The following is a 21,033-nucleotide window of genomic DNA, read 5'->3' as shown; positions in this document are numbered from 1 at the left end:
TAACAATTTCGAGAAAAAGTATAGAATTTTATGAAAATTTCGAACTATTTTTTTGTTAGTCTGTCTAATAGATTCAGAAAATATTCTGGCAGGGGCGCATTTACTTCCAGGTATTCGCCTGTCCTTGGATGAATGATCCCTAAAGTTTTAGCGTGAAGTGTCTGTCCCTGAAGACCGCGGATCGGAACCTTTGAAGATCCATATACAGTGTCGCCGAGAAGCGGATGGCCGATGGATGCCATATGCACCCTGATCTGGTGGGTGCGTCCTGTCTCAAGCTCACACTGTATATAGGTGTAATCCCCGAATCGCTCCAATACTTTATAATGAGTTACCGCACGCCTTCCGTTTTTCGCCCTGGTGCTCATTTTTTTCCGGTCTACAGGACTTCTGCCAATAGGCGCATCTATTGTACCGCTGTCTGTTTTTAAATTTCCCGTAACGATCGCTTCATATACACGTCGGATAGAATGTTCTTTTAACTGAAGAGCAAGATTCTGGTGAGCCATATCATTTTTGCAGACAAGAAGGGATCCGGTTGTATCCATATCAATTCTGTGGACGATTCCCGGACGCATAACGCCGTTAATACCGGAAAGCTGATCTTTGCAGTGATACATCAATGCATTGACCAGAGTGCCGCTGTAATGCCCGGGAGCCGGATGTACCACCATTCCTTTCGGTTTATTTACAACGATGATATCTTCATCCTCATAGAGAACGTCAAGAGGGATGTTTTCTGCCTCGATTTCCGGTTCTTTTACCTCCGGTATGGAAACTTCTATGCTGTCATCAAAACAAAGCCTGTAACCGCTTTTTACAGGCTTTCCGTTGACACAGACCATCTTTTCTTTTATCAGCTTCTGTATGTGAGAGCGGGACAATTCCGGCATCTCTTCTGCCAGATACTTATCGATCCGGATCCCGCTTGTCTCTTCCGCTGTAAAGTATTTGTTCAAAGTCTTCCTCCTTATAATAAAACAGTACCAGAACTAACAGAAGGATCGTCGATACTGTCACAAAAATATCCGCAACATTGAAAACCGGGAAATCGATCAGCTTAAAATAAAAGAAATCAATCACATACTGCAGCCGGATGCGATCGATCAAATTGCCGATTGCCCCGGAAACGATCAAAATAGCGCAGATCCGAAGAGGCAGGAACTTTTTTGAGGCCGGAATTTTCATATAAATCCAGATAACCGCGCCCATCACAAGAAAGGTACTGATATAGAAAAACCATTGTTTTCCCTGGAGAATACCAAAAGCAGCCCCGCGATTTTCAAGATAGGTAAGCTGAAAAATGCCGGGGATCAAATCGATAGGATTCTTATCCTTCAAATATGTGACAGCCAGATATTTGCTCCATTGATCAAGCAGAACACCTGCCGCCGCCAGGATGAATGCCGCAATATAATGTTTATTTTGTCTTTTCTGATTTTCTTCCATGATCAATTCTGTCAATCCTTCTTTACTTACTCTTCTGGGATCAGATATACTTTCCTATTTCGATATACAAACGCCCTTTTTTTGTCTCTGAAAGTATGCCCAGGTACTTTATACGTCCCATGCCCCGGACAGAAATAATATCATTTTCTTTCAGTCTGCAGGCATTTGTGGTGATCAGCTTTCCGTTGACAAACACTTTTCCGCCCTCTATAAGTCCGGTCAGCTTGCTGCGCGACAAAGGGAATGCAACAGAGAGAACGGAATCCAGACGTACCGTGGAAACAGTTCCTTTGTGAAGTTCAAGATTCGGCGTATAGTGGAAATTCTCCATATTTTCCACAGATACTTTCACTGTCGTATGGCGGATCCTTGTCAAATTTCGGCAGATATAGTCCGCCATGGAATCTGTGACAAATACACGGCAGCACTCTTCTGATACAAGAAGATCTCCGAGGCAGCACCGTTCAATTCCGAGATGAAGGATTCCGCCCAGATAATCCCGGTGAGAAAGATTCTCCGCAAATTTCAGATTAACCGGAGAAATCTTCAGGATTTCTACAGGATACCGGTACTCATAATAAAGAGCATCAGGTAGAAAGGCAACCATCTGACGCTCTGCTGCTTCGTATCCGCCATATGTTTCATATGCTGCCGGAAACATATGTTTCGGAGTGGAATGTAAAATATTCAGTTCATTCAGGTTCAGAAAGTCTGTAAAAGTAACAATATCTCTTTGATATGCCGTGTTAGAAAGCTCCACAAGACGTTTCTGAAGCAATAATTCTTCCTTATTCATGAAACAGACCTAAAATCTGGTACGCATAGAAGATGCGTCAAAAGAGGTATTCAAAAGATCCTGAAGATCTCCGGAAATATCTACATTTGTAGGTGTAACAAGGAATATGTAATTGGAAATCTTCTGCAGATTGCCGCTGATAGCAAAAGTTGCACCGGATGTAAAATCAATGATCCTTTGTGCCACTTCAAGATCCAGGCCTTCCAGATTCAGAATAACAGTGCGTCCACTGAGAAGAGTTTCTGTAATCTCACGGGCATCTTCAACAGAAGACGGCTTAATGACACATACTTCCATATTCGGCGCGTTTCTTCGGGATGCCGGCTGACGCATAGGCGTCACTTTATTATTTCCGGCACTGCTTACAGCGTGGGAAGAACTCTGGGAATTTCTGGATGAAGATCTAGGCGCTCTGTCATCATAATCATCGTAGTCATCATCATAATTATCATCATATTCTTTCCCTTTAAATCGTGAAAGAAGACCGCCTTTTTTTGCAGGTCTGTCATCATAATCATCATCATATTCATCATCGAAAAAATCATCGTTATCGTAATCGTCATCTTCGTCGCTTAATTTCATAATGTCAAGAAACTTATCTAATACTCTCATTTTAAAATCTCCTATCTTACGTTATCCTAAATACGAGCATAATCACGCACACCAAATAACCCGGTTCCAACGCGAACCATCGTGGCGCCCTCTTCGACCGCCACTTCAAAATCATTGGTCATGCCCATTGAGAGAATACTCATAGTAACATTATTAACTTTTTTTGCCGCGATGTCAACAGATAATTTACGTAAACGCTGAAAATATGGCCGATTTTCTTCCGGATTTTCTACAAAAGGAGCAATTGTCATCAATCCACACACTTTTATATGGGAAAATCCAGCAATTTTTTCTATAAAGCTTTCGGTTTCTTCCGGTGAGATACCGAATTTGCTCTCCTCTCCCGCCACATTTACCTCAATCAGAATATTAGCGGTAATCCCATGTTTCTGCGCTTCTTTGTCTATTGCTTCTGCCAGACGGACGGAATCTACAGAATGGATCAGATCAACTTTATCGATGATATATTTGACCTTATTTCTCTGCAAATGTCCGATCAGATGCCAATGAATATCTTTGGGAAGCTGATCGTATTTTTCGGTCAATTCCTGAACTTTATTTTCGCCGAAGATCCTTGTGCCAAAATCATAGGCTTCCTGCAGCATTTCCACAGGTTTTGTTTTACTGACAGCAATCAGTGTAACCTCCTTCGGATCACGGCCGGAACGTCTGCAGGCTGCTTCAATCCTCTGTTCTACTTCCCTGAAATTATCCTGTAACATATATAAACACTCCTTTTCATGACAGATTTTTTACATTACAAGCTCATTTTCCTGAATTTCACTTCCATCTAAAGCAATATGATCGTAATTTGTCAATCCATAATCATTGCCGGATTTCACAATATAATATTCCTCACTCTCACAGAGAATTTCCACAGGTTTAAACTCTGCATATCCTTTATTAATATTGTAAACTCCCTGCAAAGAAGCCTTCTCGGAAATGGTATATGTATCTGCTGAATCCGGTTTGATCAAAACATCTCCCTTTTTTAACTCATCCATATTCAGATAGACCATACCTGTCTCACTGTCACGATAATATACATCCACTGCGTGGAAGGAAGCATCTTCTCCATCGCTCTGGACCAGAACGCCGGACTGGCTGCTGTTGCCGCCCAAAGTGATGTAATCTTCAGGAATTATGTAGAATTCTTTTTCTGTTACAGAGGATTTGGGAATTTTAAGACCTGTTTCATCCTCCAGGATCAGTTCAATATCCAGAAAACGCTCTCCTACATATCTTACCATTGAATGATCAAATGTGAGGAAACCAAGGTCGGCGTCTTCCGTATTATAAATCTGGAATCCTGCCCATGTTGTCTGATCATCTTTTGTAAATCTGACCTTTACACTGGTTGTGTCTGCCAGCTCTTTTGTCATTTCCTCATCCAGCTGGATCACAAGCGTCCACTCTTCGTTTGTCACAAGCTTGTAGGCAGGATCGCCGCTTTTGACCTTTGTATTGTTAAAAAGCTCTGTTTTCTGATAATCTGCCCGCGATATCATGTCGGCAGTTACCTGATCCATAGCAAGATCTTCATATCCGTCTACCGAATATACAATAATCCCGTCATCAGATGCGACATAGGTTGTCAGCCCCTCCTGACCGCTTTCTATCATGGCGCTAAGCTGTGCCTGCCGGCTCTGGGCTGTGCTGCTTGACAGAATATTTTCAATGGAATCTTTAAACGTATAGGTATCCTCATATTTATTGTTCTGAAAATTTTCACTAAAACTTTGGGCTTTTTGGATAATAGAGTCTCTTTCCTCGGAAGTTAAACCGGAATCCTCTGATTCCTCTGTGTTTTCCTGACCGGAAAAATCCAATTTTTCAGAAGAAATACTGTAAACATTGGTCTTTCTGCCTACTTTACTGCCTTCCGGTGCAAAGTAATTGATATATCCATCTGCCTCTGCTCCAATAACAGTTTCCTCTCTGAGAACAAGGCCGGTATAGGAAGTATCCTTTAAGATTGATCCCTCCCGCACTTCATAAGATGACACATGTTTAGCGGTTGCGTACATCAAAACAGTAACAACCAAATAAACAAAGATAACTCCGAAAATAATGACCCCTATATTTATATTCCACTTTTTGCGGTAAACCTGAATGTTGTTTATCTCATTTCCAGTCAATATACTGCCTCCAATTTCTCAAGTGCAGCTCCTTTCAGATAGCTGAATCTCTTTCCCTGAAAAGAGCCGTCTGCCCGCATTTTTTCTTCAAATTCATCCTTAAGCTTCCACCAGCTTGTCTCCCAGTTGCAGAACACGGCCTCTTCTTCCGGAATCCTCGAAAACAGGCGCTCTACTGCGATATCAGGATTTAAAAATTCCAGAAATACCTGCAGGCGCTGCAGATATTCTTCTTTGGAACATATGGTTATTGTACCATTTTCATAAGCTTCGCACAATAAGGTGTTTTTGGCGATATAAAGAGAATGGATCTTCACAATGTCAATTCCAAGTGCAGAAAGAATCTTGGCTGTTTCTTTTGCATCCTCCATGGTATCACCGGGAAGATTTAAAATTACATGGGCGCAGATATCAAAACCGTATTTTTTGATTTCAAGAACAGCATCGATAAATTCAGCCAGAGAATGTCCCCGCTGGATTTTTTGAAGCGTATGATAATTGGCCGTCTGAAGACCCAGCTCCACCGTAACTCTCTGTCCGCCGGCAGTGGCTGTTTCCTTCAGCGCCTCAAGGTATTCTCCCCGTATACAGTCCGGGCGTGTGGATACTGCAATCTCCACAATATCCGGCACCCGTGCTGCCTCTTCAATGTATGCCCGAAACCGTTCGATTTTCATAAAGGTATTGGTATAGTTTTGAAAATAAGCGATAAACTTATGCGCATGATACTTTTTTTCGATCAGACTTCTTGTGCTCATCAGCTGGTCCGTTATCCTGACTTCGGAAGACAAAGCCTCAAATCCGGTGCCGGATTCCGCGCAGAACGTACAGCCTTTTTGTCTCCCTAATCTGTTGGGACAGGTAACGGGAAGATTGATCGGCAGTTTATAAACTTTTTCCCCATACGTTTTTTTCAAATATTCCGAATAAGGATAATAGAATGTCTTTTTCATCATAAAAGAAAAAGGTCCTTTCCATCAATTTTATGGCATGCATATTTTGGGATTTCCCGCACATAATATCATCATCTGATAAAAAGGAGGAAATCATATGAAATGGTTTGACAATATTGCATTAACCCTTGTTATTATCGGGGCGATCAACTGGCTGTTGATCGGCATTTTCCGTTTTGATCTGGTGGCATTTCTTTTCGGCAATCTCACATGGATCTCGCGGATCATTTACACACTGGTCGGATTGTGCGGACTTTACCTGATCAGTCTGTTTGGAAGAATTGGAACTTTCTCCGATTCCCGTTCATAAATCAAGAGGGGCAGCCCGGAAAAACGGGTTCCCCTCTTTTTATTTGCAACTTTTCCTGCTGAAAGTTTGTTTTCTTTATTCCAACGAAGGGATCTGATCGATCAGTGCTGTCATATCTTCATATAAAGTCGGCTTATCCGCTGCTCCCATAACAATAGATATATATTGATCTCCACTGTCGTTCTCACAGAGAAGAACAAGACAGTCTCCTGCATCCCCTGTGTATCCTGTTTTGCCGCCGATCACAGTTGCGCCTTCCGGCAGAGCGGCCGCTCCTCTGGCATAGTAATTGGTCGGTTCCCATGTAAGCTGTCTTGCTGTCCCGTCAGCACCGGTCACATTTGCCGTATAGGATGAAGCACTGATAATATCCATAAATTCCTCATGTTTAATGCATTCATTAAAGATCAGATACAGATCGTATGCAGTTGTATAATGATCCGGATCATGGAGACCGTTGGGCGTAACAAAATGCGTCCCGGTAGCCATCAACTCCGCGGCCTGGTCATTTACCATCTCCATAAAAGTATCCACATCTCCGCCGACATGTTCTGCAATGGCGACTGCATTATCATTTCCGGACCAAAGCAGCAGCCCGTACAAAAGATCTCTCATGGTCAGCTGGTCCCCTTCCTGGAGGCCGCATACCTGATCTTCCCAGCCAAAGCTTGACGCAGCTGCATTTCTGCTGACAGTGACGACATCGTCCATATCGGAATTTTTGATTGCTACAAGGGCTGTTAAGATCTTTGTGGTACTTGCCGGATATAATCTTTCAAAAAGATTATATCCATACTCTACCGTGTGATCAGTCAGATCAAACAGGCCTTCCGCATGGAGCGAAGAATCCCCCTCAAAACCGGAGATGGATACATCAGAATCTGTCACACAGAGATCCTCAGCAAACAATTCCGCCTCATAGATACTTTTATTATAATTCTCTTTTTCAAAGGATGTCACAGCGCTTCCAGCGCCGCACCCGGATATCAGCAGCGAAATTCCGGCTGCGCAAAGAATAAGCGATGTCTTTTTACCTGTATATTTCACGCCAATCTAAATCTCCTCTGTCTATTGAAAGTATAATTAATTCTGCTGTGGCGAGATTTGTCGCCATAGGAATATTATGCATGTCGCAAAGCTTGATTACTCCGTTCACTTCAGGTTCATGGGGTTTTGCCATAGGATCTCTTAAAAAAATCAGGGCATCAATATCATTCTGCGCAATCTGGGCGCTCATCTGCTGTTCGCCTCCGAGATGGCCCGCCAGATATTTGTGAATGGACAAATTGGTTACTTCTTCTATTAACCTTCCGGTTGTTCCTGTTGCAAACAGATTGTGCTTGCTCAAAATCCCGCGATACGCGATGCAAAAATTCTGCATCAGCGTCTTTTTCCCATCGTGGGCAATAAGACCAATATTCATACAACGATTCCTCCTCACATTAGTAAAAAACAGGTTACTGATATTTTTTCGGCTGCAGCCCCACATTCAGAACGATTCCAATTCCCAGATACATACTCCACAGAGAAGTAAGTCCATAACTTACAAATGGAAGGGGAATTCCTGTGTTAGGGAAAATCTGTGTTGCAACAGCAATATTAATAAAAGTTTGTATCCCGATCAGGGATCCGACCCCGCAGCAGATGATTCTGCCCGTTGTATCCTGGGCTCGGATCCCTATTACAATACATTGTATCACGATTAATAATAACAAAACAATAACAATACAGCAACCCACAAAACCTAATTCTTCTCCAACAATTGCAAAAATAAAGTCTGTCTGGGGCTCCAGAATAAAGTTTCCGTTTTTTACAGAAGTTGTTGTATTATTGTTCAGCCCTTTTCCTGTCAGCTGACCGGATCCGATTGCCATGACGGAATTGTTCTGCTGATAGGCTTCATCGCTGGCATATTCCTCCGGATTCAGCCAGGCAAGAATACGCTTTTGCTGATAATCGTCCAGGATCTTCTGATCCGGCTGCACAATAAGACTTAGCAAAATAATTGCCGTCGGCACTGTGACGAGCAGCACAATCCCAATGAAGCGGTAAGACAGCCCGCCCACATACATCAGCACACAGAATAAAGCGGCTGTACAAATAGTAGTAGAGAGGTTCGGTTCCTCAAAAATCAATACAAGAGGTATAACGATCAATATAACTGCCTTTAAAATTGTCCTTTTGCTGCTCAAATCCTCTTCATGAACCATAATAAATTTTGCGAAGAAAATGATCAGAAAGATTTTTGCAAGCTCTGAAGGCTGAAAATTGGTAAATCCCAGATTGATCCAGCGCCGCGCTCCGTTGACTACCTCTCCTACGCCGGGAATCAGTACAATGGCAAGCATCCCTACGGAAAGGATATACAAGATCCAGTAAAAGTTTGCAATCCATACATAATCGATCACAGATACAACGACCATCAAAATGACAGCGGCTACCAGACCGATGATCTGTTTTCCCTGATAGGATTCATTTGCACTTCCGATAACCAGCACGCCTAAAAAAGAGATGGCCATGACAAGTATGATCAGAGTGAATTTATAATCTTTCAGATGATAAGGTTTTGTTATTTTAAGAAATTTCACTGCTTTTCTCCTGTAAATTTGATATGTACATGCGTCCTTGTATAAGAGACTTCAAATTCCTCCGGTGTAATTTCAATATATTTGGAAAGTGTCTGGTATAGCTCACGGCTGATCTTTTCGTAAAAATCCGGTTTGCACTGCATCCGGTCCGTTCCCACCAGCACCTTCAGCCTGTCTTTTGCAATTCTCACTGAAGACCGTCTCACCATACTGCTTTTGCGCCCCCTTAATTTTTATGGAAGATCTGGGAAAGCTTAGAGAGCAGTCCCCCATTTCCGTTCAGATCCATAAAAGGAATATCCTCTCCCAGGATCCGGCGGCATATATTCCGATAGGCCTGTCCGGCTCTTGACTCCATAGATATAACCGGTTCCCCCTGATTTGTTCCGATCACGACCTGCTCGTCGTCCGGTATGGCTCCCAAAAGAGGAATGGAGAGGATCTCCGTCACATCGTCTACAGACATCATATCTCCTTTTTTTACCATATCCATACGGATCCGGTTGATGATCAGTTCACAGCGTCCGATCTTCTCTGCCTCAAGAAGCCCGATAATACGGTCCGCGTCACGGATAGACGAGACTTCCGGGGTAGTGACAACGATTGCCCGGTCCGCCCCGGCAATGGCGTTTTGAAAGCCCTGCTCTATTCCGGCGGGACAGTCCAGAAGAACATAATCGTATTCTTCCTTAAGCTCTGCTGTAAGTTTTTTCATCTGTCCCGGAGAGACGGCAGATTTATCTTTTGTCTGCGCAGACGGAAGCAGATAAAGATTCTCATATCTTTTATCCCGGATCAGCGCCTGCTTCAGACGGCAGCTGCCTTCTATTACATCTACCAGATTATACACGATAAAATTTTCCAGTCCCATGACCACATCCAGATTCCGAAGCCCCAGATCTGTGTCTACGATAATAACCTTTTTATCTGCCTGTGAAAGTCCTGCTCCGATATTTGCCGTCGTGGTTGTCTTACCAACCCCGCCTTTTCCTGATGTAATTACGATAACCTCGCCCATGAATAATTTCCTCCTATCACTGGTTTTACTTTCCTGTCGCCGATGCGAAGTTTTTCCGGTTCCATATGAAGAGCGGCGATGAAAGCGTCTTTTCGTCCTGATGCTCCGGCTTGAGCACAACCGAACAGAGTTCCAATAATTACAATATTTCCTTTGGAAACAACGGTTGCACCTTCCTCTACATCTCCGATGATCACAATGCTGGTTTCTGATTCCAACACCTGCTTTTTCTTCAGTGTCCCCCTGTAGAACCGTCCGTCGGGCTCCGGCATTTCTGCCAGAGTCTGATCTACGGCGCTTTTGTACATCTTGTCCGTTTTTTCATCGTAATCCAGTATACACAGGATTTGTATTTTTGCTGCTTCGGATATAGTATCCACGATTTTTTGCTCTTCCTCTTTGGTAAGAATACGGTTCTCAAATCGGACTGCCATCCCTGTACCTTCAAAGAAGTGGACGGAGGCCCTGAATTTGTTTTCTATCTCCATTAACAGCTCATCAAAAGGCATTTCTTTGTCTAAATAAACTGTTAAGCCGTATCGGTTGCTTTTAATCATGACATGATCTTTCACAGCGAAAACTCTCCTTACCTTTAATCTCCATGTGTTGTAGCTGCTATTTCGGCTGCCTGTCCTGTAATTAATTCAGAAGAATCTGTAATCTGATAATAGTATTGCAGGATTGCGCTGCCTACTTCAGAAGCATAGGTGGAGCTGTATCCGTTTGCGATACGAAGAGCCATGGCGATCTCAGGACTTTCACTTGGAGCAAATGCTACAAATAATCCATGGTCTGCATGCTCATTACTCTGCTGAGCGGTACCTGTCTTCCCGGATACGCTGATGCCGCTGGCATTAATTTCCGGAAAGACACTGCTGTTCTGTACCACGCCCTGCATACCGGCATTTACTGCATTCCAGGTGGTTGAAGAGATTCCTTCGATCTTCTGGCTTTTGGCTTCATATTCTTTCTCGACTGTGCCATCCACCTTTTCTACCCGGTCGAGCAGCGTAAGTTCGTAGAGAGTTCCCTGATTTGCAACTGCTGTAATATATCTTGCAAGCTGGCTTGTCGTAAAGTTGTTGTTGCCCTGTCCCATAGCAGAACGTACAGAGTCTTCCGTAGATATCTGCGGATCTGTTTCCGGTATTTCAAGACCCGACGTTTCACCCAGACCGAACATCTCAGCGTATTTTTTCAGCTTCTCCAGACCGACGTCACTGGAATAGGTTCCGTCTTCCTGAATACCCAGCTGATAACCCAGGTTATTAAAATATTCGTTACAGGAATTGGTTATACCGCTGACGACATCCATGGTTCCGTGACTGCTGGGATAGATCCAGCAGCGAACAGATGGGCTGATGTTGTCATAAACACCGTCACAGTAAACTGCCGTATCAAGTGTAACCGCTCCCTCCGTCAGACCGGCTACAGCTGACAGCGGCTTATAAGTAGAACCGGGTGCTGTCGTCTCCTGAGTGGCACGGTTGTAAAGAGGCAGAGAGGAATTCGTATTCAGTTCATTGAAATATGCACTGTCCATCGTATTGGCCAGGCGGTTGTTGTCATATCCCGGATAGGAAACACATGCCAGCACATCACCGTTATCCGGATCGGTAATCACCACAGATCCTGAACACGGCTCCAATCCCAGCTGTCCCGGCGTAATCTCCAGAGACTGGATCTTGGATCTCAGGAAATCATAAGCTCCGGTAGCTCCGGATGCCAGATTATTGTACTGTGTTTCATCCCACTCCAGCACTCCCTGCTCATAGAGGATCCGGCAAAGTTCACTGCCTGTCACCGTGCCGGCCTTGATCATATACTGATAGATCAGTTTATCAAAGCTGGTATCTGTCTGCACACGGTCTGTAAGATAAGTTACGATCGCATTATATATCTCCGAGGAGTCTGAATACTTTTCCCCGGATTCCAGATAATCCTGCAGTTTGGATGAGTCCACCCAGTTCTGGGATATTGCATAGTTCAGATAAGTATAAATATTAATATCTCCTCCGGAAATCCATTCGCTGTAGGTTTCATCATCCGTATCGATGGCGTCAGAATCAATGATGCCGGCGCTGTCTGTCAGTACATCGCTGACAAGATACGTAAGATAGGCTTTCCATTCTTTAGAGAGATTGCTGTAAACGGTACTGTTCCCATCCTGCAAAATGGAAGTAAGCTGTCCGATCACCTGCTCTTTATAGGAAGAGAATTTGCTGTACACGGATTTTTCAGCACTTCCTGCATCCTCAGCGGAAAAATGGCTCATATCTACAATATCATTAGAAATAAAAGCATTGTAGGCATCTCCGCTGGCAACGATGACATCTGCCGCATCTTCTGTTCCGCTGCGGTCATAATCCAGAATATTCTGCATTTTCGCAAGAAGGATTCCCGCGATTTCCTGCTCTAAAATATCATAAGCTGCTTTCTGAAGATCCGCGTCAATCGTTAAATATACATTGTCTCCTGCTTTCGGTTCCGTTTCACCGACGGTCTCTGTCACACGTCCCACACTGTTTACATACAGCTTGACTTCACCTTTCTCTCCCTGAAGGGTACTGTCCAGTACCTGTTCCAGTCCCGATTTTCCAACGGTATCTGTCAGATCGTACTGCTCTTTTTCCTCATCACTTAAGGCATTGTATTCTTCCTGTGAGATCTGTCCTGTATATCCGATAATATTGGCAAAATATTTACTGTCTGTATATTTCCGGAGAGATTCTTCCGCAATGTCTACTCCCTGAAGTTCATCCATATGTTCCATGATCCCGGCAACGGTTTCCTCGCTTACATCTTCCGCCACTGTTGTGGGAATATATTTCTGGAAACTGTTCAGGCTGATAGCGTAGCGGATATTTACGAGCTTCAGGACTTCTGACTTCTCCAACTCATCCTGATCAATGCCATATCCATAGGTTTCGTCTGTACAAAGGTAATCTATAATATCTGCTGCTGACATATTCTGCTGTTCCTCGTCAAGGCCATCGATCTTCTGCTCACCGAATACGTCTGCCACAAATCTAAGACGCTGTGTTTCATTCGTCATAGAAAACTGATATTCATTATTGGCGTCCAGAACAATACTGAAATCGCTGATAACAGAGTCTCCATTGCTCTCAACAATCTCTATGATCTGGCTGATCTCTTTATTAAGCTCCTTATTTTTCTCCGCAATTGTGTCATATTCCCCGTTGTCTTCGATAGTCACGGAATAGGCCAGCTCGTTGTAAGCCAGAAGCTTACCGTTCCGGTCATAGATATTTCCTCTTGTTCCCTGTATCGTTCTTGTTTTTTGGATCTGAAGCCGGTAATCATCCAGATAGGACTGACCGTCTACAATCTGCAGCTGAAAACAGCGTCCGGCCAAAACTGTAAACAGGATACAAAACACAATGATCATCACAAGAAGACGCCTCTGAAACAATTCGACAATTGTTGATTTAATGCGATCCCAAATACTATACAAACTTACTTGCACTCCTTTGTTCTTCTTCTTCTAATTTACGGTTCATGTAGAGAAGGATCTGGTATAAAACAATCGTTACCAGAATAGTATATACCAATTCGGGCATGATCAGATGGATCAGGTAATAAAAGAAATGGAAATCACCCTGCATCATAAAGAAACAAATGTAAATGACCAGCCCGTAAACCAGTTCGCTTCCCGCAATAAGGACAAGCGGAAGCTTAATATCCTCATCATAAAACAGACGCTTAAAGCTTCCGTTCAGATAGCCGATCACTGTAAGGATCAGCGCATAAAATCCAAGAGTTTCCCCCCAGAACACATCCATCAGAATACCGGAGAAGAATCCTACTGCCATCCCTGTCTTTTTTCCTCTCATAAAACCGAGAGCTGATGTCAGAATGATCATCAGATTGGGACGGATAGAGGCAAACGTCAACTCTGCAAAAACAGTAGACTGCAGAAGGAAACATATAATAATAATACAAAATGTAATAACTTTTCTTTTCATAGGCTATTCACCTTCGCTGCCTTCATCCTGATTCGTAAGATCCTGCTTTGTTGTCGTAATAACAAGGACTTCCTGAAGTTTGGAAAAATCCACTGCCGGAGTAATATATCCGGATCTTGTCAGATTGTTGGAGTCCACACTGATCTCGGAAATATATCCGATGAAAAGTCCCTGGAGGTAAGTTGAGCTGATATGGGAGGTCACAACCTGCTCTCCCACCTCGATCTCGTTATCATTGTTGGGAAGTTTTTCAAAGCGGATCCTGCCGTCTTCCATAAGCTGCAGATCACCGCGTACCATACAGAGGTCGGAAGTGGAAAGAACCATACCGCTGACATTACTTCCATCGTCGATAATGGAACGAACCTGTGCATAATCGGGTCCTACATCTGTAACAATACCTACGAGACCGCTTCCGGCCAGTACGTTCATATCCTTGCGGATCCCGTCATTGCTGCCTTTATCGATGGTAAAGGAACTGAACCAGTTCGTTCCGTTGTTGGCGATCACATGTGCCCCGACTTTTTCATAATCCGCATAATTCTGATCCAATTTATAGAGTTCCTGCAGTCTTTCCAGTTCATACTGCTCCTGTCTTAAGCGGGTATTGTCGATGGTCAGAGTATCTATTCTCTCCTGCAGTTCTTCGTTTTCTTTTTGAAGATCCTTAAGAGTTGCAAAATTATCTGTGAGATCGCTCATCCACGTTCCTACATAGCTGATCCCTTTTTGCATGGGAATGATGGTATAATTTGCCACCCAGCTAAGAGGACCTCCGTCCATAAAACGTTCCGCTCCCAGTAAGATGCCGCACACAACAACAACGATCAGAAGAAGATATTTACTTGGAATCGTATTTTGATTTTTGATCTTCATACTATCTCATCCACCTATAATTTTCATCCAGCATCGAATACGCCAGTTTTCTTAGTTCTTTGGACTGAATGATCTGCTTCAGCCCTGTCACTGCACAGATATCCGGATCAATAGCCGTCCGGACACGTATGCCTGTCATTTCTTCCATATATACCTCCAGTCCCGGAAGATTGGCAAGTCCTCCCGTCAGAAAAATACCGTTACGGTAAACTGCCTTCCGCACCTCCGGAGGGGTACGGTCCAGGAGAGAATGGATACAGTGAATGCATTCCTCCAGAGGATCTTTGATAGCGGCCCGCACAAGGCTGATAGAAATTTCTCTTTGCTGCGGAACTCCGGTGATCAGATCTCTTCCGGCAACGGTAAGCGAAGCGCTGTTGTCCTCGCTGAACACACCGAACCTTTTTCTCAGGATTTCTGAGGTTACCTTTCCGATCAGGAAGTCATGGTTATAACGTACAAGCTGGGCAACAGCATTGTCAAAGGTTGCACCTCCCACTTTTATAAGCCGGTTCAGTACAATACCGCCTCCGGCAAGAATGGAAAGTTCAGTCGTGTCTCCGCCCAGGTTTACAATGAACAGCCCCTTCGTATTCTGTACATCCAGATTCAGACCTACTGCATCGGCAATCCCCCGTTCCACAATATTGACTTCTTTTGCCCGGGCTGTAGAATGAATGACAAGATCGAAAAAAGCTTTCTTTTCCACCTCCGTCACATCTGTAGGAACGGCAATTACATACTCCGCTCCCCGTGCGAACCCTCTGTCCTTTTTCAAAAGTCCCTGAAGAAGGTACTGCATATCGTTAAATCTGGAAATCACTCCGTCTTTCATAGGAAAGACAACCTGTATATTGGCCGGGGCTTTTTCAAACATCTCATATGCTTCATCGCCCACAGCAAATACCTCTTTTTTATTTGCAATGGCAATCACGTTTTTTTCTTTCCAGATCGTATCTTTCTTCTTATCATATACTTTGATCTCATAGGATCCGAGATCAAGTCCGTATACATTCCGTGCCATTTTTGCTCTTATCCTTTCGTGTATATCAGATTCTCTTCCAGAAAACTGATATAAGAATTATTCCCAATAATAATATGATCTAACAGTTCAATTCCAATTAATTCTCCGGCCAGCCTTATCCGCCGAGTAATCGCCACATCCGCTTTGCTTGGAGTCGGATCTCCACTGGGATGATTATGGAGCAGAATAATAGAAACCGCCTCCCTTTTTACCGCCTCCACAAAAATCTCTCTTGGTTCTACCAATGATGCATTTACAGTTCCTTTGTAAATATTCTTTTCAGCAATAAGATTTGATTTTGTGTCCAGCATTAACAACTTCATATGTTCCTGGGAAAGATGACGCATTTCTTCCATATAATATCCGGCAATCGTTGACGGATTTCTGAAACACAGTGTTTTGCGCGCTTCAGCTTTCGCAAGCCTTGCAGACAGTTCTAAAATACAGAGGAGCTGGATCGTTTTCACTTTCCCCACACCTCTGATCTTCATAAATTTTTCTTTTGTAAAGCGGTGGAGTCCCAAAAGGCCGTCCTCCCCGGCTTCTTTTAAAATTTTCCTGGAAAGCTCCAGGACATTTTCTCCCCTTGTACCAGTGCGCAGCAGAACAGACAGAAGTTCCGCGTCGCTTAAGCTGCCTGCCCCTTTTTCGTCACACTTTTCGTATGGGCGCTCTGATACCAACATTTCTTTCATGGTATTTGTCTGATTCATCCTTTGTAGATAAGTATAACCTTCACGTAAAGATCGGTTATTACAAGAAGCGATAAATAATAATTGCAAGAACCATGCCGATGATGCTGGCAACCGTAATTTTGATCGTAAGTCCGAATGTAATAACGACTATGCCAAGATTCAGCACAACCGGCTCGCTTAACCCGAATGTCTGTCCATAGTTAAGCCAACTAAGTCCCCCTGTATCACCTGCAAGCATACCGATAAAACCTCCCAGGACAATTCCTGCCAGAATCAGCAGAAACAAAGCCCAGGAATTTTTCCCGCCTGCTCCTTTCATATGTACTCCACCTCACATCTTTGTTTTTCTTTAAAAAACTCAATATATTCTATCATATTTCAAAAAAAGTGTATAGCCTTATCCCATTAAAAATTTCTTAATCCTTTGTCTCTTTGTCGAAAGGATGATATTTTCTGGCGATTGCTTCCGCCGTCTTCAAACCGTCCATAGCGGCTGAAGTAATTCCTCCGGCATAGCCCGCTCCCTCGCCGCATGGGTAAAGTCCTCTTATGCTTCCCTGCATATCAGCTCCCCGCAGAATACGTACCGGGGAAGATGTCCGGCTTTCCACGCCGGCGAGGACGGCGTCTTTCCTGTCATATCCCGGAAGTTTTCTTCCGAAGGCTTTTATCCCTTCTTCCAGAGCGCGGGAAATTTCCTCCGGGAAGATCCCCCGTACGTTTCCAAAAGCATATCCCCCTTTGATCTGCGGGGTGATCTCGCCCAGATTTTCTGTTATTTTCCCCTGGCAGAAATCCTCAAACAGCTGTATCGGGACAAGACCGCCGCCAGTCGCAAAAGCTGCTTTTTCCAGTCTTCTTTGAAAAGCCACTCCGGCAAGCACGCCGCTTCCGCCGAAATCTTCCGGTGAAACGGTAACCACAACAGCACTATTGGCGTTTTCGCCTGCCCTGTCGTGATAACTCATGCCGTTGACCGCCAGATAACCTTGTTCCGAGGAAGCATTCACTACATATCCCCCGGGGCACATGCAGAATGTATATACCCCTCTCCCATCAGAGGAAGAAGCCGTCAGTTTATAGGCTGCCGCCGGAAGAGGCAAAGTGGTATCGCCGTACTGTGACAGATCGATCATTTTCTGCGGATGCTCAATACGTACTCCTACAGCAAAGGATTTCGCCTCCATTTTCACCTGTTCCTCATCCAGCATGGCAAATGTATCGCGGGCGCTGTGACCGATGGCAAGAACACAGATATCTGCCTTTATATGCCGGCTCCGGCCAGTGACTGTATCTGTGACAAGTAATTCCTGCAAGGTACCGTTCTCATTTTGAAGTATCCGATCCATTCTCGTATGAAAGAGGACTTCGCCTCCTGATGCAAGAATCTCTTTTCGCATGTTTGCCACAATGGACATCAAAAGGTCAGTTCCGATATGAGGTTTATTCACATACAGGATATCTTTGGGCGCACCGTTCTTCACAAAAATTTCCAGCACCTTCCGGCCCCTGCCATCTTTATCTTTCACAAGAGTATTGAGTTTGCCGTCAGAAAAGGTACCGGCTCCTCCCTCGCCGAACTGTACGTTTGATTCCGGATCAAGACTCTGTGTCTCCCAGAACTTCTCTACATCTTTTTTCCGCTGCTCCACAGGCATTCCCCGTTCCAAAAGCAGCGGTCGGTATCCGGCTTTGGCAAGCATATAAGCACAGAACAGACCTGCCGGACCGCTGCCGACTATGACAGGCCTTTCCCTCAGCGCTTCCGTTCCCGAAACGTCCATGTGATACCGATTTTCGCTGGCAGCCTGGATGTTGGCGTTCCGGTTCTTTTTCAAAAACTCCTTTTCATTTTTTAAATGGACAGCCACTGTATACACATAGGAAAGCTGAGGCTTTTTCCTGGCATCCAGAGACTGCTTTTCTATTTGATATGAAAGAAGCGCATCTTCTTTCACACGGAGGGTTTTCAAAAGTTTCCTCCTAAGATCCGCTTCTGTATGATCGATATTCAATTTCAACTGCTGGAGTCTGATCATAAACATCCGTCCTTTCCTTCGTTTTTCTCTTATAGCGCCGCCGCTTCTCCGGCTATATATCCCGTTGCCCAGGCCCACTGCAGATTATATCCCCCACACATGCCGTCGACGTCAAGGAGTTCGCCTGTTATATACAGCCCGGGGCATTTCAGGGATTCCATAGTCAGAGGATCGATCTCTTCAAGAGAAACTCCTCCTGCACAGACCTGCGCCTGATCAAAAGAACGGGTTCCTGTAATCTTTACTTCAAATTTTTTGCAGAGGCAGGCGAGTCCTGCAAAATCTTCTTCGCTGAAATTCTCCACTTTCTGCGACCAACGGATGTGTGCCCGGGTAAGGAGCACATTTACCAGTTTGCGGTGAAAAATTCCTCTTAAAAATTCTTCCGCAGTATTGTCGCTCCAGTCTTTTTGCTTCTCTCTGAAGAGGGCGCAGATTTCTGTCTCCTGCATCTCCGGAAGGAAGTCAAGGATGACAGAAACAGGCTTTCCTTCCCGCAGGCCCTCTGCAGCGAACCGGCTCACCTGAAAGACAGGGATACCTGAAAGCCCGTAATCTGTAAATTGAATCTCTCCCTGGTCGGCACACACTGCAGCTCCGTCTGACATAAGAACAATCTTTGCGTCGCTTCTTACGCCGGCCAGCTTCCGAAAAGCAGGATCATCCGACGTAAGCTGCACCAACGCCGGAAAGACCGGGGTTATGGTATGTCCCAGGCTTTTGGCAAGTTGATATCCGCTGCCGTCAGATCCAAGACCTGGAGAAGCCTTGCCGCCGGCGGCAAGGATCAGCCTGTCAGCTTCAAATCTTTGTTCTTCTCCGTTTTTCCTCGTATATATATCAAATTTTCCTTTAGAAAAAGAAACCTTTTCTACCTTTGTCTGAAGATACGTTTCTACCTGGAGCCGGGCGATTCCAAGAGCCAGTGCTTCCCGGACGGACGATGCCTGATCATTCTTAGGGTAAAGGTAGGTTCCTCTTGCTTTTGTTATAATTCCCAGCTTTCTGAAAAATCTGACGGTATCTTCCGTGCCGAAAGTATGGAGTACCTTCTCTACTGTGTCCGGGTTCCCTCCACGGTAATATTCGGGACTCATGGCAAGGTTTGTAAGATTACAGCGGCCATTTCCGGTAGACAGGATTTTCTTTCCCACCAGTTCTTTTTGTTCCACTAAGGTTACGTCAGCGCCTTTTCCGGCTGCCGCAATGGAGGCTACAAGCCCGGAAGCTCCTCCTCCGATGACAACGGTTCTTCTCATATTTGAACCAATCCTTTCCGAACCATATGTTCCAGAGACATTAAAATGCCAAGTTTGGCGTGAGGCCAGGTCAGGCCTCCCTGAAAATATACTGCGTAGGGCGGTTTGATGGGACCGTCAGCACTCAGTTCTATGGAAGAACCCTGTACAAAAGCTCCGGCTGCCATGATCACATCGCTGTCATAGCCGGGCATAGCCCATGGTTCCGGCGTTACATAGGAATCTACCGGCGCCGCTGCCTGGATGCCCTGGCAGAAAGCGATCACGCCCTCCGGCGTGCCAAGCTCTACCGCCTGAATAATATCGTGCCTGCTCTCGGAGCCGTCAGGCACTACCGGAAATCCCAGAGATTCATAAAGGTTGGCCGCAAGGATCGCTCCTTTAAGGGCGCTTGCCACCACGGTCGGCGCAAGGAAAAGCCCCTGGTAAAAGGACTGCATCACCCCCAGAGAAGCCCCCACTTCCCGGCCAAGTCCGGGAGAGGTCAGACGGTATCCGCAGTTTTCAATCAGATCCGTTCTGCCGGCAACATAACCGCCGATGGGCGCAAGTCCTCCGCCCGGATTTTTGATAAGGGATCCCACGACCATATCTGCTCCCACATCACTGGGTTCTATTGTCTCTACAAATTCACCATAACAGTTGTCAACCATACAGATAACATCCGGTTTGATCTTTTTTACAAAAGCGATCAATTCCCCAATCTGGGCGACGGAAAAACTCGGTCTTGTCTGATATCCCTTTGACCGCTGAATGGTAATTAATTTTGTTTTTTCATGAATGGCTTTTTCAATGTTCTCATAGTCAAAACTTCCGTCCGGCTTAAGATCCACCTGGCGGTAAGTAATACCATATTCTGCCAGGGATCCCGCTGACGGGCGGATACCGATCACTTCCTCCAATGTATCATATGGTTTCCCTGCCGGAGAGAGCAACTCGTCTCCCGGCCTTAAGTTCGCTCCAAGAGCAAGGGCAAGAGCGTGCGTTCCGCAGGCAATCTGGGGCCGCACAAGAGTAGCCTCTGTATGAAATACATCAGCGTATACTTTTTCTAAAGTATCCCGCCCCTGATCGTCATATCCATATCCGCTGGCATAATGAAAACACCCCTCACTGACACGGTTTTTCTGCATAGCACCGATCACTTTGAGCTGATTGTACTCCGCCGTTCGGTCAATGGCTTCAAACCGCTCCTTTAACTTTAGTTCCGCCTGCTTTCCAAACTCCAAAACCTTTTTCGAAATCCCCAGGCTTTCATACATTTCTTCTATATCATTGATCTTTTGCATT

General features: G+C 44.8%; 23 protein-coding genes. 1 reads left to right on the top strand and 22 read right to left on the bottom strand.

What is annotated here, in order from left to right; all coding sequences use genetic code 11:
• Positions 1-44 precede the first annotated feature (44 nt).
• From R2J37_RS08845 to mnmL, 7 genes are read right to left on the bottom strand one after another with little or no spacing between them, the layout of a single operon-like run.
• Positions 45-959: an RluA family pseudouridine synthase gene (locus R2J37_RS08845; RefSeq protein ID WP_316264594.1), complete on the bottom strand. Its 915-nt coding sequence runs from the start codon at positions 957-959 to the stop codon at positions 45-47.
• Complete coding sequence (gene lspA / locus R2J37_RS08840) at positions 910-1,449, bottom strand: signal peptidase II (RefSeq protein ID WP_230107617.1); 540 nt, start codon at positions 1,447-1,449, stop codon at positions 910-912. The genes R2J37_RS08845 and lspA overlap by 50 nt, the downstream gene beginning before the upstream one ends.
• Positions 1,450-1,489: 40 nt before the next feature.
• A complete protein-coding gene (locus R2J37_RS08835) occupies positions 1,490-2,245 on the bottom strand; it encodes a YlmH family RNA-binding protein (protein ID WP_230106148.1) in 756 nt (251 codons plus the stop codon).
• A 9-nt stretch (positions 2,246-2,254) separates the two neighbouring features.
• Entirely contained in the window at positions 2,255-2,857 is a 603-nt protein-coding gene (locus tag R2J37_RS08830; RefSeq protein ID WP_316264592.1) for a cell division protein SepF, read from the bottom strand.
• Positions 2,858-2,883: 26 nt separating this feature from the next.
• Positions 2,884-3,579, bottom strand: a complete 696-nt coding sequence (locus R2J37_RS08825; RefSeq protein ID WP_230106150.1) for a YggS family pyridoxal phosphate-dependent enzyme — start codon at positions 3,577-3,579, stop codon at positions 2,884-2,886.
• Between the two features lie 30 nt (positions 3,580-3,609).
• Positions 3,610-4,995, bottom strand: coding sequence for a biotin/lipoyl attachment domain-containing protein (locus tag R2J37_RS08820; protein WP_230106151.1), 1,386 nt, complete (start codon positions 4,993-4,995; stop codon positions 3,610-3,612).
• Entirely contained in the window at positions 4,992-5,951 is a 960-nt protein-coding gene (gene mnmL, locus R2J37_RS08815) for a tRNA modification radical SAM protein MnmL/YtqA (RefSeq protein ID WP_230106152.1), read from the bottom strand. Before mnmL ends, R2J37_RS08820 begins: the two co-directional genes overlap by 4 nt.
• Before the next feature lie 94 nt (positions 5,952-6,045).
• On the opposite strand from mnmL, the gene R2J37_RS08810 reads away from it, so the two are divergent.
• Positions 6,046-6,258 carry a DUF378 domain-containing protein gene (locus R2J37_RS08810; protein ID WP_230106153.1) on the top strand — a complete coding sequence of 71 codons (213 nt, stop codon included), beginning with the start codon at positions 6,046-6,048 and terminating at the stop codon, positions 6,256-6,258.
• Between the two features lie 75 nt (positions 6,259-6,333).
• Here R2J37_RS08810 and R2J37_RS08805 read toward each other — a convergent pair whose 3' ends face one another.
• The 15 genes from R2J37_RS08805 to R2J37_RS08735 all read right to left on the bottom strand — a co-directional run bounded on the left by R2J37_RS08805 (position 6,334) and on the right by R2J37_RS08735 (position 21,032).
• Entirely contained in the window at positions 6,334-7,305 is a 972-nt protein-coding gene (locus R2J37_RS08805) for a D-alanyl-D-alanine carboxypeptidase family protein (RefSeq protein WP_230106154.1), read from the bottom strand.
• Positions 7,289-7,681, bottom strand: a complete 393-nt coding sequence (mgsA, locus tag R2J37_RS08800) for a methylglyoxal synthase (protein ID WP_230106155.1) — start codon at positions 7,679-7,681, stop codon at positions 7,289-7,291. Before mgsA ends, R2J37_RS08805 begins: the two co-directional genes overlap by 17 nt.
• A gap of 34 nt (positions 7,682-7,715) precedes the next feature.
• A complete protein-coding gene (locus R2J37_RS08795) occupies positions 7,716-8,846 on the bottom strand; it encodes an FtsW/RodA/SpoVE family cell cycle protein (RefSeq protein ID WP_230106156.1) in 1,131 nt (376 codons plus the stop codon).
• A complete protein-coding gene (locus tag R2J37_RS08790) occupies positions 8,843-9,055 on the bottom strand; it encodes a cell division topological specificity factor MinE (RefSeq protein WP_230106157.1) in 213 nt (70 codons plus the stop codon). Before R2J37_RS08790 ends, R2J37_RS08795 begins: the two co-directional genes overlap by 4 nt.
• A gap of 17 nt (positions 9,056-9,072) precedes the next feature.
• On the bottom strand, positions 9,073-9,864 hold the full coding sequence (gene minD / locus R2J37_RS08785; RefSeq protein WP_230106158.1) for a septum site-determining protein MinD: 792 nt from the start codon (positions 9,862-9,864) through the stop codon (positions 9,073-9,075).
• Positions 9,846-10,436: a septum site-determining protein MinC gene (locus tag R2J37_RS08780; protein WP_230106159.1), complete on the bottom strand. Its 591-nt coding sequence runs from the start codon at positions 10,434-10,436 to the stop codon at positions 9,846-9,848. Before R2J37_RS08780 ends, minD begins: the two co-directional genes overlap by 19 nt.
• 20 nt (positions 10,437-10,456) lie before the next feature.
• A complete protein-coding gene (locus R2J37_RS08775) occupies positions 10,457-13,330 on the bottom strand; it encodes a penicillin-binding transpeptidase domain-containing protein (RefSeq protein ID WP_230107618.1) in 2,874 nt (957 codons plus the stop codon).
• A 1-nt stretch (position 13,331) separates the two neighbouring features.
• The gene (gene mreD / locus R2J37_RS08770) at positions 13,332-13,850 is read right to left on the bottom strand and encodes a rod shape-determining protein MreD (RefSeq protein WP_230106160.1); all 519 of its coding nucleotides are present in this window, start codon (positions 13,848-13,850) and stop codon (positions 13,332-13,334) included.
• Positions 13,851-13,853: 3 nt separating this feature from the next.
• Positions 13,854-14,726 carry a rod shape-determining protein MreC gene (gene mreC / locus R2J37_RS08765; protein WP_230106161.1) on the bottom strand — a complete coding sequence of 291 codons (873 nt, stop codon included), beginning with the start codon at positions 14,724-14,726 and terminating at the stop codon, positions 13,854-13,856.
• Position 14,727: 1 nt separating this feature from the next.
• The gene (locus tag R2J37_RS08760) at positions 14,728-15,750 is read right to left on the bottom strand and encodes a rod shape-determining protein (protein ID WP_230106162.1); all 1,023 of its coding nucleotides are present in this window, start codon (positions 15,748-15,750) and stop codon (positions 14,728-14,730) included.
• Between the two features lie 8 nt (positions 15,751-15,758).
• Positions 15,759-16,463 carry a RadC family protein gene (radC, locus tag R2J37_RS08755; protein ID WP_230106163.1) on the bottom strand — a complete coding sequence of 235 codons (705 nt, stop codon included), beginning with the start codon at positions 16,461-16,463 and terminating at the stop codon, positions 15,759-15,761.
• A 40-nt stretch (positions 16,464-16,503) separates the two neighbouring features.
• Positions 16,504-16,764 carry a DUF4321 domain-containing protein gene (locus R2J37_RS08750; protein WP_230106164.1) on the bottom strand — a complete coding sequence of 87 codons (261 nt, stop codon included), beginning with the start codon at positions 16,762-16,764 and terminating at the stop codon, positions 16,504-16,506.
• A gap of 97 nt (positions 16,765-16,861) precedes the next feature.
• Positions 16,862-18,484, bottom strand: a complete 1,623-nt coding sequence (locus R2J37_RS08745; protein WP_316267017.1) for an NAD(P)/FAD-dependent oxidoreductase — start codon at positions 18,482-18,484, stop codon at positions 16,862-16,864.
• A gap of 29 nt (positions 18,485-18,513) precedes the next feature.
• Positions 18,514-19,743: a BaiN/RdsA family NAD(P)/FAD-dependent oxidoreductase gene (locus tag R2J37_RS08740; protein WP_230106165.1), complete on the bottom strand. Its 1,230-nt coding sequence runs from the start codon at positions 19,741-19,743 to the stop codon at positions 18,514-18,516.
• Positions 19,740-21,032, bottom strand: coding sequence for a methionine gamma-lyase family protein (locus R2J37_RS08735; RefSeq protein WP_230106166.1), 1,293 nt, complete (start codon positions 21,030-21,032; stop codon positions 19,740-19,742). Before R2J37_RS08735 ends, R2J37_RS08740 begins: the two co-directional genes overlap by 4 nt.
• Between the last annotated feature and the right edge of the window lies 1 nt (position 21,033).

The sequence above is a fragment of the Claveliimonas bilis genome (assembly GCF_030296775.1).
Taxonomy (GTDB): domain Bacteria; phylum Bacillota; class Clostridia; order Lachnospirales; family Lachnospiraceae; genus Claveliimonas; species Claveliimonas bilis.
The sequence above is the reverse complement of the archived record's forward strand: the minus strand, read 5'-3'. Positions and strand labels throughout refer to the sequence as shown.

Coding starts and splice junctions, on each gene's coding strand:
- lspA (WP_230107617.1), bottom strand. CDS start 1,449: ATGGAAGAAAATCAGAAAAGACAAAATAAACATTATATTGCGGCATTC.
- R2J37_RS08835 (WP_230106148.1), bottom strand. CDS start 2,245: ATGAATAAGGAAGAATTATTGCTTCAGAAACGTCTTGTGGAGCTTTCT.
- R2J37_RS08830 (WP_316264592.1), bottom strand. CDS start 2,857: ATGAGAGTATTAGATAAGTTTCTTGACATTATGAAATTAAGCGACGAA.
- R2J37_RS08825 (WP_230106150.1), bottom strand. CDS start 3,579: ATGTTACAGGATAATTTCAGGGAAGTAGAACAGAGGATTGAAGCAGCC.
- mnmL (WP_230106152.1), bottom strand. CDS start 5,951: ATGATGAAAAAGACATTCTATTATCCTTATTCGGAATATTTGAAAAAA.
- R2J37_RS08810 (WP_230106153.1), top strand. CDS start 6,046: ATGAAATGGTTTGACAATATTGCATTAACCCTTGTTATTATCGGGGCG.
- mgsA (WP_230106155.1), bottom strand. CDS start 7,681: ATGAATATTGGTCTTATTGCCCACGATGGGAAAAAGACGCTGATGCAG.
- R2J37_RS08790 (WP_230106157.1), bottom strand. CDS start 9,055: ATGGTGAGACGGTCTTCAGTGAGAATTGCAAAAGACAGGCTGAAGGTG.
- minD (WP_230106158.1), bottom strand. CDS start 9,864: ATGGGCGAGGTTATCGTAATTACATCAGGAAAAGGCGGGGTTGGTAAG.
- mreD (WP_230106160.1), bottom strand. CDS start 13,850: ATGAAAAGAAAAGTTATTACATTTTGTATTATTATTATATGTTTCCTT.
- mreC (WP_230106161.1), bottom strand. CDS start 14,726: ATGAAGATCAAAAATCAAAATACGATTCCAAGTAAATATCTTCTTCTG.
- R2J37_RS08760 (WP_230106162.1), bottom strand. CDS start 15,750: ATGGCACGGAATGTATACGGACTTGATCTCGGATCCTATGAGATCAAA.
- radC (WP_230106163.1), bottom strand. CDS start 16,463: ATGAATCAGACAAATACCATGAAAGAAATGTTGGTATCAGAGCGCCCA.
- R2J37_RS08750 (WP_230106164.1), bottom strand. CDS start 16,764: ATGAAAGGAGCAGGCGGGAAAAATTCCTGGGCTTTGTTTCTGCTGATT.
- R2J37_RS08745 (WP_316267017.1), bottom strand. CDS start 18,484: ATGATCAGACTCCAGCAGTTGAAATTGAATATCGATCATACAGAAGCG.
- R2J37_RS08740 (WP_230106165.1), bottom strand. CDS start 19,743: ATGAGAAGAACCGTTGTCATCGGAGGAGGAGCTTCCGGGCTTGTAGCC.
- R2J37_RS08735 (WP_230106166.1), bottom strand. CDS start 21,032: ATGCAAAAGATCAATGATATAGAAGAAATGTATGAAAGCCTGGGGATT.